General features: G+C 40.2%; 10 protein-coding genes. 6 read left to right on the top strand and 4 right to left on the bottom strand.

What is annotated here, in order from left to right; genetic code table 11:
• Window positions 1-3: 3 nt before the first annotated feature.
• Together FBD94_RS10530 and FBD94_RS10525 are read right to left on the bottom strand one after the other, a co-directional pair.
• Entirely contained in the window at window positions 4-951 is a 948-nt protein-coding gene (locus tag FBD94_RS10530; RefSeq protein ID WP_136880193.1) for an NAD(P)H-dependent flavin oxidoreductase, read from the bottom strand.
• Between the two features lie 18 nt (window positions 952-969).
• The gene (locus FBD94_RS10525) at window positions 970-2,148 is read right to left on the bottom strand and encodes an amidohydrolase family protein (RefSeq protein ID WP_136880192.1); all 1,179 of its coding nucleotides are present in this window, start codon (window positions 2,146-2,148) and stop codon (window positions 970-972) included.
• Window positions 2,149-2,232: 84 nt separating this feature from the next.
• Here FBD94_RS10525 and FBD94_RS10520 point away from each other — a divergent pair, with 84 nt between their 5' ends.
• The 5 genes from FBD94_RS10520 (at window position 2,233) to FBD94_RS10500 (ending at window position 6,497) form a co-directional block, all read left to right on the top strand.
• The gene (locus FBD94_RS10520) at window positions 2,233-2,925 is read left to right on the top strand and encodes a helix-turn-helix transcriptional regulator (RefSeq protein WP_136880191.1); all 693 of its coding nucleotides are present in this window, start codon (window positions 2,233-2,235) and stop codon (window positions 2,923-2,925) included.
• Window positions 2,926-3,020: 95 nt separating this feature from the next.
• Window positions 3,021-3,512: a DinB family protein gene (locus tag FBD94_RS10515; protein ID WP_136880190.1), complete on the top strand. Its 492-nt coding sequence runs from the start codon at window positions 3,021-3,023 to the stop codon at window positions 3,510-3,512.
• Window positions 3,513-3,597: 85 nt separating this feature from the next.
• On the top strand, window positions 3,598-4,638 hold the full coding sequence (gene rluF, locus FBD94_RS10510; RefSeq protein ID WP_136880189.1) for a 23S rRNA pseudouridine(2604) synthase RluF: 1,041 nt from the start codon (window positions 3,598-3,600) through the stop codon (window positions 4,636-4,638).
• 64 nt (window positions 4,639-4,702) lie between these two features.
• On the top strand, window positions 4,703-5,752 hold the full coding sequence (gene rlmN / locus FBD94_RS10505) for a 23S rRNA (adenine(2503)-C(2))-methyltransferase RlmN (RefSeq protein ID WP_131609189.1): 1,050 nt from the start codon (window positions 4,703-4,705) through the stop codon (window positions 5,750-5,752).
• Between the two features lie 250 nt (window positions 5,753-6,002).
• Window positions 6,003-6,497, top strand: a complete 495-nt coding sequence (locus FBD94_RS10500) for a ComF family protein (RefSeq protein ID WP_225874710.1) — start codon at window positions 6,003-6,005, stop codon at window positions 6,495-6,497.
• Between the two features lie 225 nt (window positions 6,498-6,722).
• Here FBD94_RS10500 and FBD94_RS10495 read toward each other — a convergent pair whose 3' ends face one another.
• Both FBD94_RS10495 and glyA read right to left on the bottom strand, forming a co-directional pair.
• Complete coding sequence (locus FBD94_RS10495; protein ID WP_136880187.1) at window positions 6,723-9,500, bottom strand: PAS domain-containing hybrid sensor histidine kinase/response regulator; 2,778 nt, start codon at window positions 9,498-9,500, stop codon at window positions 6,723-6,725.
• A gap of 17 nt (window positions 9,501-9,517) precedes the next feature.
• Window positions 9,518-10,789, bottom strand: a complete 1,272-nt coding sequence (gene glyA, locus FBD94_RS10490) for a serine hydroxymethyltransferase (protein WP_131609195.1) — start codon at window positions 10,787-10,789, stop codon at window positions 9,518-9,520.
• Window positions 10,790-10,882: 93 nt separating this feature from the next.
• Here glyA and dxs point away from each other — a divergent pair, with 93 nt between their 5' ends.
• Window positions 10,883-12,811: a 1-deoxy-D-xylulose-5-phosphate synthase gene (gene dxs, locus FBD94_RS10485; RefSeq protein ID WP_131609197.1), complete on the top strand. Its 1,929-nt coding sequence runs from the start codon at window positions 10,883-10,885 to the stop codon at window positions 12,809-12,811.
• Window positions 12,812-12,878: the final 67 nt, after the last annotated feature.

Raw genomic sequence — 12,878 nt, 5'->3', positions numbered from 1 at the left:
CATTTATAACTTGATCAATGCGATCCGCTCTTTCTCCCTCAAAAACTCCGCCCAAATTGATGCTAGTATCTCTGCTGCAGGCTTTATCTCTTTCAACATTGCCGACACTTGACCTATTTCCAATTCTCCTTGCTCAATATCGCCCTCAAACATACCTAATTTAGCGCGTGCCCTGCCTAAAATTCTCACCAGTGTATCCTTATCTGCACCATCAGCTTCCGCCTGCACAATCACATCTGCAAACTCATTTTTAAGCAGACGAACGGGAACGACTTTCTTCATCGTCAATTTCGTATCCCCTTCCGCAGCATCTATAATCTTCTCTTTGAACTGAGGATGCCCTGATGATTCTTCAGCAACAGCAAATGCCGAGCCGATCTGAACCCCATCAGCTCCTAAAGCCATTGCCGCTAGCATTGCCCTGCCACTTCCAATCCCACCGGCCGCAATAACGGGTATCTTAACCACATCACATACCATAGGGATCAAGCACATTGTCGTAGTTTCTTCTCTCCCGTTGTGCCCCCCAGCTTCAAAACCTTCGGCAACAATAGCGTCCACACCACAAGCTTCTGCTTTTAACGCAAATTTGGTATTGGCAATTACGTGCACTACAGTGATGCCCTTTTCTTTTAAAAAGTCTGTCCAAAGAGCCGGGTTACCCGCTGATGTAAACACAATACGTACCCCTTCGTCAACAATGATCTTCATTACATTCTCCACATTCGGATAAAGTAAAGGCACATTTACCGCGAAAGGTTTTGTAGTAGCCGCTTTACACTTCCTAATATGATCCAGCAAAACATCAGGATACATTGATCCGGCTCCAATAATACCTAAACCACCAGCATTGGCAACCGCCGAAGCCAGTCGCCAACCACTACACCACACCATTCCCGCCTGGATTATCGGATATTTTATCCCAAATAGTTCAGTAGTTCTATTCGCCATATCGTTGATCACCTTTAATTAAAACAATCGCGTTACTATATCTCCTAAAATCACTTTCCCATCCTTTTCCGTAAATTCAACCAGGTTTATGCCCGGCTGCTTACCCAATTCAAAACTGCCAAAACGCCGATCAATTTCCAAAAACTCCGCCCCGTTAAAGGTGGCCCACTTCAGTAATTCTTCAGTTGGCACATCAAAGCGTTCCTGCAGCAAGTTCATCTCCGAAAGGATACTTAAACTATCATTACTAGCCAGACTATCTGTTCCCAAAGTAATCCTTAAGCCTGCTGCCCTCATCATGTTTACATCAGGCAACATATTTTCTATATATAAATTTGCATTTGGACATAAGCACCAATACAAATTAGGGTGAATGCTTGTGGCATAAGTTACATCAGCAGCCGAAGTATAAGTATTATGTACCAGTAAGGTTTTCACATCCGTTGATAGCAAGGGCAGATAAGTCTGCAAAGATGTTTTCCCCGAGGGTTTAAAAAAGCTAATATCCTGCCCCAAAAACTTAAAAAGGGCTAAAAAACCACCTGTTTTTTGTTCAAAAAAAGCGTTTTCGTCTGCCGTTTCTTGATTATGAATCGTCATAGGCCCATCCTGATATTCTGCATAGGCGTTCAGTTCCTGAAACAATTCGGGAGATACCGAATAAGGCGCATGAGGCACAATAGAAACAGGTAAAGGGCTCAGATCATCTTTAAACTGCTTAGCCCTTTTCATCGCTTCCTTAGCCAGATCTGGATTAAAGCCCATGATCTCTAAAAATGAATGATAATAAACAGGGGTATTCACTTTCAATGCTTTTGATATGAGTTGATTACAAATATCTCCAACGGCTACAATCCCATTTTCATACATCTCAATATCGGCCTTTAATATGGCTAGATTTAACTCATATTCGTCAGAAGTTCTCAGTTTAATCACCGACTTCACAAAGTCAGGCAAGCCTGTATGCTTCGGAATTTGACCTTTAAGATTCGACAACTCGATATGGCAATGTGTATTTACAAAACCAGGAACCAACAAGCCTTCATGAAATTGAATGTCATTTATTTGCTTTTCCTTCGCTTCCTGAGGGGTATAAACACCTTTAATAGCACCGATCGAATCAATCGAAAGCACTCCATTTTTTATTGGCGGACCAACTACAGGATAAACATAGCTTGCTGAAATATGAGAAATCATACGCAAATAAAAGATTTTTCCATCTAAAAACTACTATAGGCTATTTTATATAGAGATCAATTATATTTGTAGGGAGAACAACTTATGAACCGAATAGACCGACTTTTTGGAATACTTTTATTACTACAAACGAAGAAATATATTTCTGCGGATAAAATCGCGGATCAATTTCAAATTAGTACCCGAACGGTCTATCGTGACATTAAGGCTTTGCTAGAACAAGGTGTTCCCATCAGTTTTGAACAACCCAGGGGATATTATATTGTTCAAGGATATTTCTTACCGCCAGTTTCTTTTTCTTCAGATGAAGCGAATGCCTTACTGATCATGGAGCGAATGGTATCGCGTTTTGCAGACAAATCCATCTTCACCAATTACACTTCGGCGCTAAACAAGGTAAAGGCGGTATTGAAACATGCTCAAAAGGAAAAACTGGAACTCCTTAATGAAAGCATCAAATTTCAACTGAACCACGAATGGATGAATGAGGAATTTGATCATCTGGCTGATCTGCAGAATGCCATTTCGGGCAAGTATATCATCGAGATCGACTATCAGAACCAAAATAAAGAAAGCAGCAAGCGCGAAGTTGAAGCGATTGGACTCGTATTTTACGCATACAACTGGCACTTGATTGCCTGGTGCCATTTGCGTAATGAGTACCGTGACTTTAGAGTTTCCCGTATTGTAAAGGTCCGCAACCTTGAAATGCCTTACCGTAAAACGGTTCATATGCCATTAAATGAATACATGAAGTCACTGCCAGTAGATTATTAAAATTTAATTATAATTTAAAAAACAGACTGCCATAGGGTTGTCATTACCCCCTCTTTAATTTGTGTTATTAATCCAAACATTAAAAGCACAATATTATGAGCAGAATTAAAATGTTCCTTAAAGAAATGGAAGAGGCAGCAGTAACCACCCGCAAAATGCTGGAAAGGATACCAAACGATAAATTTGACTGGCAGCCACATCCTAAAAGCATGACGGTAAAAAGACTGGCCACCCACATTGCTGAACTTCCGTCCTGGGTTCCCATGGCCCTGACGACTGATGAGCTTGATTTTGCCGCCAATCCTTATCAGCAAGAAGACGTAAATACCACAGACGAGTTACTAGCTTATTTCGAAAGATCATTACAGGATGGACGCAGCCACCTTACCGAAAAGTATGAAGAAGTTCTGGACCAAGACTGGACTTTAAGAAATGGAAAACAGGTTTATAGTGTAGAGCCTAAGGCCGATGTAATCCGTATGAGCTTAAATCAAATTGTGCATCACCGGGCCCAGCTAGGTGTGTATCTAAGATTAATGGATATCCCTATTCCGGGTAGTTACGGGCCAAGTGCCGATGAAATGTAGGCTTAAAGTTCAAAGCATAAAAATATTTTTATAGTTTATATGGGTATAAATTGATTCCTTTGTAAATAAATTTATACCCATACCCATGTCTGACTCTACCACACGGTTAAATAAATACATTAGTGAAAGCGGTTTATGCTCGAGAAGAGCGGCCGACAGATATATTGAGCAAGGAAATGTATATATCAACGGCAGAAAAGCCAAAGTAGGTGACAAGGTATATTTTGGTGACGTCATCACTGTCAACGGACAGACGATAGAGCCAAAAGAGGTTGACAGCACTATTTTAATCGCTTATAACAAACCTGTAGGAATAACCAGCACAACTGAAGCTGGAGTTAAAAGCAATATGGTTGACCATGTGAACCATAGCGATAGAGTATTCCCTATCGGACGTCTGGATAAAGACTCACAAGGACTGATCTTCTTAACAAATAATGGCGACCTGGTAAATAAAATTTTAAGGGCTGGCAATAATCACGAAAAAGAATACCTGGTTACGGTAAATAAACCAGTTACTGAATCCTTTATTTCTGGTATGGCTAAAGGCGTTCCGGTATTGGGCGTGATGACAAAAAAATGTAAGGTAAAACAAGAGAGTACTTTTGTATTTAGAATTATATTGGTTCAAGGCCTAAACCGTCAGATCAGGAGAATGTGTGAGCATTTTGGATTTGAGGTAACCAAACTGGAAAGAGTAAGGATCATGAACGTTAGCTTAAAGGGTATTCCTGTAGGCGAATGGAGAGAACTTACACCAGAAGAGCAAACTGAGATATTTAACCTTGTTGCAAAATCAAGCGCATTAGAGGCTGCATCGGCTCCTAAACGTGTAAATAAAAAACCTAAGGCACAAGCTGAAGAAGATTTATCGGAGAATGTTACGCCTGGAAGAACTAAAGGAAAAAGACCTGGTAAAAAAGCTCCTGGTTCTGTGACCAGAGAAGAGCGAGCACCTGGTGGAAAGGGTAAATCTTTTGGTAAAGTGCCGGCAAGCAAATCAAGAGGAGGCGGCGCAGCGAGTAGCGATTGGTTTAAAGCAGGTGGTCCTAGCAAAAGACCAGTTAAACCTGGTAATGGTAGATCTGGAGCTCCGGCTGCAAAAACCAGAAGCCCTAAACGATAGGCTTTTATACCTTTACCCCACAATTACAATCCGTATTGCATTTTTTTGGTAACTTTGCATTTAAATGCCTACTACAAATAAAATAGATATTCGTTCATTAGACCTGCCACAGCTTCAACAGCACTTTACGGCTATGAAGGAACCTGCCTATAGGGCAAAACAGGTCTACCAGTGGCTTTGGGAAAAATCAGCCCGTTCATTTACAGAAATGAGCAATCTTTCCAAAGACCTTAGAAATAAGTTGGATGAGCATTATGCGATTAATGTTGTAGAGGTAAACAACTCACAGTTCAGCAACGACCATACTATCAAAAATGCATTTAGACTGTACGATGGAAATATCGTAGAGGGTGTTTTGATTCCAATGGAAGACCGAATGACTGCTTGTGTAAGCTCACAAGTAGGCTGTAGTTTAACCTGTAAGTTCTGCGCTACAGGCTATATGGATCGCAAACGAAATCTAAATGCTGACGAAATTTATGACCAAGTCGTACTGATCGATCAACAGGCAAAGAAAAACTATAATGTTCCCCTTACCAATATTGTTTACATGGGTATGGGAGAGCCACTGCTAAATTATGCCAATGTGATGAAATCTATTGAGCGCATTACTGCTCCTGATGGATTAAATATGTCGTACAAACGCATCACGGTTTCTACAGCGGGTATTGCTAAAATGATAAAAAAACTTGCCGATGATGGTGCTAAATTTAATCTGGCCCTGTCACTTCATGCGGCGAATGACAAAAAGCGAAATGAGATTATGCCAATTAATGAGGCCAATTCATTAAAAGCACTTGCGGAGTCGTTAAAATATTATTTTGCCAAAACTAAGAACCCTGTAACCTACGAATACATCGTTTTCAATAATTTTAATGATGAAATTGAGGATGCAATGGAACTGGCAAAGTTCTGTAAACATGTACCTTGTAAAGTAAACCTGATTGAGTACAACCCTATCCAGTTTGCTGATTTCCTTAATGCTGAAGGAGACAAGATAGACGCGTTTTCTAACTACCTAAAAAATCAAGGCATCACAACAAACATCAGACGCAGTCGTGGTAAAGATATTGATGCTGCCTGTGGACAACTAGCTGTTAAAGAACAAAATTAAGCCCCCTTTTAACCAGCGTAACCCTAAAACACATTAGATTGACAGCATGATGCTGTTTAAACGTTTTTTAGGCGACCTCGTTGCCCTCTTATTCCCCAATCTATGTTGTGGCTGTTACACCTCTCTATATCATGGTGAGGACCAGTTATGCACTAGATGTATTTATCATCTTCCTTATACCGATCATCATCTCCATAAAGAGAATGGAGCCGCCAGACAGTTGTGGGGCCGTCTACCCTGCCATGCAGTCATGTCATTACTCTATTTTAAAAAGGGAGCTCGCACACAAAACATCATCCATCATCTAAAGTACCGGGACCGCAAAGATCTAGGAATAAAGCTTGGGGGCATGATTGCTCAAAAGCTATTGATGAATCCTGCTTATGATGATGTCGATTTGATTATCCCAGTGCCGTTGCATCGCCGCAGGGAACACCAAAGAGGCTACAACCAAAGTTTATGTGTAGCGCAAGGAATTTCATCGACATTAAAAATCCCGGTAAACACCCGTTGTTTGTTGCGTACACAAGCAACCACAACTCAAACTAAAAAAGGACGATACAAACGATTTGAAAATATGAAGCAAGTATTTTCAATTGTGGAGTTAGCCAGCCTTAAAGACAAGCACATTTTACTGGTTGATGATGTCATAACAACCGGCGCTACATTAGAAGCTTGCGGGATCGTTTTGTTTGAAGCTGGAATTAGCAAGCTCAGCATTGCCACTGTTGCCTTTGCCAAGTAAAAATCTTTCCTAAGAAAAACAGGCTCTCTTCTCATTAGAGCCTGTTTTTCCCAAAAAAACAATTTTATGACAAAAAAAACTTCCAATATATTTGGCAATTCAAAAATAATTCCCACCTTTGTTGTGAGAGCGTTAATTTAAGGGTCGATAAACTCATTCTTTGAGTTATCGGCCCTTTATCTTTTACCCCAAAAAGAGTATCCATTCCGCTATTTTTATAAGATTTTATTGGTATAAATGAATGGAGAGCAGTTCTCTGATTTCTTCAGGTTTGAATGGTTTTAAAATATGTCCATTCATTCCCGATTCTTTAAACTTCCTGTATTCGTTCTGAAGGGTTGAGGCTGTTAAAGCAATAATGGGAACCATTTTAAAATAATTATCAGGCTGACTTCGAATAATTCGGGTGGCTTCAAAACCGTCCATTCCAGGCATTTTAATATCCATAAACACCAAATCATAGCGCTCATCCTTAACCTTATGTATGGCCTCTTCGCCATTAAAGGCAAAATCAATATTCAGCCCAAACTTCCCCAGGATTCTTTTGGCAATTAACAGATTGATTTCATTATCGTCTACGATAAGTATCCTTTTACCTGTAAATGCTTCGGCTTGCGCAATCAGCTCTCCCCCAGTAGCGAGCAGAGATGATTTTAAAAAGTTCAAAGTAAAAGAAAAGCAAGTCCCTTCGTCTTCTATACTTTTAACCTCAATCTCGGAATTGTACAACTCCAATAACTTTTTGGTGATGGCCAGCCCCAAGCCTGTACCGCCATACTTTCTTGAAATATCCGTTTTAGCTTGTGTAAAAGCTTCAAAAATGTAGCTTAGCTTATCTTCAGGTATACCTATCCCATTATCACTTACCTCAAAATGAATGGCTATATACTGCTCATCACTCGCTATAAGTTTAAGCTGAAGGATGATTTTACCCTGATAGGTAAACTTAATGGCGTTGCCTAACAAGTTCATCAGAATTTGGTAAAGCCTGGTCTTATCGCCCGAAACAAGCTTAGGGATTTCCTCGTCATATAGCAACACCAGCTCATTCTCTCTCTTACTCGCATTGACACCTAAAGAAGTCACAATATCCGTAGTTAACGCTTTCATCGAGAACGGCATTAGCTCCAAATGCAGATTACCCGTCTCTATTTTTGTGAAGTCAAGGATATCATTAATAATATTGAGCAAATTTTCGCCTGAAAACTTCAGGATATTCAAATCTTCGATTTGCGAGGGCTTAGGGTCATTATCCATCAACAGATGCGTCATTCCTATCACCGCATTCAAAGGGGTCCTGATCTCATGACTCATTACAGAAAGAAACATTTCTTTAGCCTCACTCAATTGCAAGGCCTGCTCTTTGGCCTCAACCATTTCCCGCTCTACTTGCTTACGCTGAGTAATATCTGTAATCAGGTCAATCTGCCTTTCGAGTTTCCCTGTCAGTCCCAAAACCGGTGTGGTGGCTACAGAAAGCCAAACCATTGTCCCATCTTTTTTCTTCGCCTCAACTTCTATAGAATAGGCCTGCTTATCTTGTGCCTTTTCTCTTGCTTCATTAATTAATTGCTGTTGAGTAGCATCACTTTCGGCACAAAGTATATCTCCAAGTCTAAACCCATGAAGTTCGGTGGCGGTATACCCAGTTAGTCGTTCCAGAGATTGATTGACCCAGGTAGTATAGCAGTTAGCATCAGAGATATTGACCCCGGTATTCGTCTCACTAGCAACTAATGATAAGACCTGCAACTCCTCTTCGGCATTTTTCTTGTCAGTTATATCAATAATGATTTCTACTTCTATCTCGACTTTTCCCGCCTCATTAAATACTACAGTATTATAAATAGAGATCCATATTGGCTGCTTATCTTTACGGTAAGCCAAGAGGTCGACTGTAAAAGATTGGTTTCTTTTAGTCAACTCCCTTGCGTGTTCCAAAAGTTCCATATCTGTTCTTGGCCCCGAAATCAAATCCCCTAAACGCTTTCCTTTCAGATCATTCAGATTAAAGCCGGTAATTTTCTCAAAAGCCTCATTTACCCAGGTTACATGGTTATTGGCATCGTTTATAACAACCGCATTGTTCACCTTACTGGCGACAAAGGAGAGCTTCATCAGCTCATGCTCCACCTTTTTATTTTCAGTAATGTCTCTACCATAAGCATACCACTTTTCATTCTTGGTAACCATTGTCCAACTGATCCAGCGAATAACGCCGGATTTACTGACAATCCTAAAGTCATTCTCGAATTGCTTAATCCCTTTCCTGAGCCCATCTTCAATCGTATTGATCACTCTATTGAGATCTTCACGATGACAAAAACTCCAGATATTTAAACCTTCAGCTTCCTCAACACTATATTCCAGCAGATTAGTAACAGCATTATTAATAAACAAGACTATGCCCATTTTATCCAGAATACAATGTATTTCGGGAGATACTGCGGAAATATTAAGCAATTCTTCAAAGCGCTGTGCATGAGCAGCGAGTTCCTCACTTTTCCTTTGTAAGGATATATGGGTCATGACTTCCTTAGCTAGCGTTTGCAGTCCTTCTTTCTGAGCGCTGGTAAATTCCCGTGGCACCGTATCAAAAACACAGACTGTACCCAACTTAAAGCCATTCTCGTCTATTAAGGGGGCACCGGCATAGGATCTTACATAGGGGATTTCTATTACGGATGGATGATTTTTAAACCGATCATCCTCCAGGGCATCATAAACTTCAAAAACATCATCATTCTCGCTGATGATGGTATGTTCACAAAATGAGATTCCTCGCGGAATCTCATTAAATGTAATGCCTATTGAGGATTTGAACCAGACCCTATTTTCATCAACTAATGCAATTAATGCAATAGGTGCGCTGCATACAAGTGATGCAAGCTTGGCTATATTATCGAACTGATACTCCGAAGGGGTATCCAGGATATGATAACCATGCAGCGCGCTAACGCGATTATTTTCACTAGTTGATGAACGCTGGTCTTTTGACAACATTTAGCTTTGTAAAGCCGTTATTTATACAACGGAAAACGACTTACTAAATTTATCACTTTTTCTTTTACTTGCGCTAAATTACTTTCATCTTCTGCATTTGTCAATACCTGATCAATCAAGTCAACAATTTCTGCCATTTCGGTTTCTTTAAAACCTCTTGTTGTAATAGCTGCAGTACCAACTCTAATTCCTGAGGTTACAAATGGAGATTTGTCATCAAAAGGAACCATGTTTTTATTTACTGTGATCTCTGCTTTTTCCAATGCATTTTCAGCAAGCTTACCAGTGATATTTTTATTACGTAAATCGATCAACATTAAATGATTATCTGTACCACCAGAAATGATACCGTATCCTTTAGCTACAAAAGCTTTGGCCATTGCCTGTGCGTTTGCTTGTACTTGTTTAATGTAAGTTAAATATTCATCACTTAAAGCTTCGCCAAATGCGATTGCTTTAGCCGCAATAATATGTTCTAACGGACCACCTTGAGTACCTGGGAAAACTGCCATATCTAATACAGATGACATCATTCTGGTTTCTCCTTTAGGCGTTTTTAATCCGAATGGATTTTCAAAATCTTTACCCATCATGATCATACCACCACGAGGTCCACGTAATGTTTTATGCGTAGTTGTAGTAACGATATGGCAATGAGGAAGTGGGTTTTGTAATAATCCACGGGCAATTAGGCCTGCTGGATGAGAAATATCGGCCATTACCAATGCTCCAATCTTATCAGCCACCTTGCGTACAAATGCATAATCCCATTCTCTGGAATAAGCAGAAGCACCAACGATAATTAATTTAGGGCGTTCTGCAAGGGCTAGTTCTTCCAACTTTGCATAATCGATCCTACCATCTTCTTTTGTCACACCATAAAATAACGGCTGATACAATTTTCCTGAAAAGTTAACCGGAGATCCGTGTGTTAAATGTCCACCATGTGAAAGATCAAAACCAAGGATTTTATCACCTGGCTTAATCACCGCAAGCATTACTGCAGCATTTGCTTGTGCACCCGAATGCGGTTGTACGTTTACCCATTCTGCACCAAAAAGTTTTTTAGCACGTTCAATAGCTAAGGTCTCTATAGTGTCAACCACTTGGCATCCACCATAATACCTTTTACCTGGTAGTCCTTCAGCATATTTATTAGTTAAGCAAGAACCTGCAGCCTCCATCACTTGTTTGCTCACAAAGTTTTCAGACGCGATCAGTTCCAAACCATGTTCCTGACGGGCCAATTCTTTGTCAATCAAATCAAAAATTAATGTATCTCTAGTCATTTATCAATGTATTTTTTTGTAAAATTAGCGATTTTCCTTCTTAGTTTAATAACAAAATACCTTACTTTGTACTTTCTATTCTATAAAGCCTGCATGGAAGACAATAACGGTCCGTTTTTACCCAATATAAATTATCCCGCTGATTTAAAGCGGTATAAAGAACAAGATTTAGAGCAAATAGCACAGGAACTTCGCCAATATATTATTGATGTAGTAAGTGTAAATGGCGGACATTTTTCATCAAGTCTTGGTGTGGTAGAACTAACGGTTGCTTTACATTACGTATTAAACACCCCTTACGATAAGTTGGTATGGGATGTTGGTCACCAAGCTTATGGTCATAAAATATTAACCGGAAGGAAATCTGTATTTCATACCAACCGAATCCTTAACGGAATCAGTGGTTTTCCGAAAATCAGTGAAAGTGAATACGATACCTTTGGTGTTGGGCACTCTTCTACCTCTATTTCTGCAGCACTAGGTATGGCTGTTGCTTCGCACTACAAAGGCGAAACTGACCGTCAACATGTAGCCGTAATTGGCGATGGTGCAATGACCGCAGGTCTTGCCTTCGAAGGATTAAATCATGCGGGTATTGAAAACTCTAACCTACTGGTAATTTTGAACGACAATTGTATGTCGATCGACCAGAATGTTGGCGCTTTAAAAGAATATTTAACGAGCATTACGACTTCGAAATCCTACAACCGCTTTAGGGATGATATTTCGCAAGTATTAATTAAACTTTCTGAGCTTGGGCCAAATGCGCACAAGTTTGTAAAGAAAATGGAAAAAAGCATTAAAGGCACTTTACTCAAGCAAAGTAATTTCTTTGAGGCACTAAACTTCAGGTATTTTGGTCCGGTTGACGGCCATGATGTACAACGTTTAGCGCAAGTGATCAGGGATTTAAAAGATATTCCTGGCCCTAAGCTTTTACATATTGTGACTTTAAAAGGCAAGGGCTTTGCTCTAGCCGAGAAAGACCAAACGAAATGGCACGCGCCAGGTTTGTTCGATAAAATCACTGGTGAAATTAAGAAATCAGTATCTGATAAACCACAGCCTCCAAAATATCAGGATGTATTTGGACATACCTTGGTAGAACTTGCTGAGGCGAATAAAAGGATTGTGGGTATTACGCCTGCTATGCCTTCAGGTTCATCGATGAACATTATGATGAAGGCGATGCCAAACCGTGCATTTGATGTGGGGATTGCAGAACAGCATGCAGTAACCTTCTCTGCAGGTTTAGCTACACAAGGCCTTGTTCCATTTTGTAATATATACTCCAGCTTTATGCAAAGGGCTTACGATCAAGTAATTCATGACGTAGCCATTCAGAACCTCAATGTGGTATTTTGTCTAGACCGTGCCGGTGTTGCCGGATCTGACGGAGCTACACACCACGGGGCTTATGATCTTGCTTATATGCGTTGCATCCCAAACATGACTATTGCAGCTCCAATGAATGAAGAAGAGCTACGCAACCTTATGTATACTGGTCAGCTAGAAAATGCAGGCCCTTTCTCTATCCGTTACCCAAGAGGAAATGGTGTTATGCCTGATTGGAAACGTCCATTTAAAGCAATTGAGGTAGGCAAAGGCAGGAAGATCTGTGATGGTGAAGATGTAGCCATATTAACAATTGGCCATGTTGGCAATTTTGCTGTTGAAGCCTGTAAGGAACTAAACAGTGAAGGCATACACCCTGCGCATTACGATATGCGTTTTGTAAAACCTTTAGACGAAGCTATACTGCATGATGTGTTTAAACGCTATAAACATGTAGTAACGGTTGAAGATGGTTGCTTACAAGGCGGTATGGGTAGTGCTATACTGGAATTTATGGCTGATCACAAATACAATAGCCAGGTAATTAGATTGGGCATCCCTGATGAGTTTATAGAACATGGCGAGCAGCCTGAACTATGGGCACTTTGTGGCTATGACACCAATGCGATCATTACAACCGTAAAGAAAATTGCAGTAGGCAGAACCACCGCCACCATAGCGTCTTAACTCCAAAAATTCATTCTTCAGCAAATCAATGTGTTAGAAAATGAATGTTATTACATGACATTCATTT

This window comes from Pedobacter hiemivivus (genome assembly GCF_005144565.1).
GTDB classification, from domain to species: domain Bacteria; phylum Bacteroidota; class Bacteroidia; order Sphingobacteriales; family Sphingobacteriaceae; genus Pedobacter; species Pedobacter hiemivivus.
This window is presented reverse-complemented; position numbering and strand designations above follow the sequence as displayed.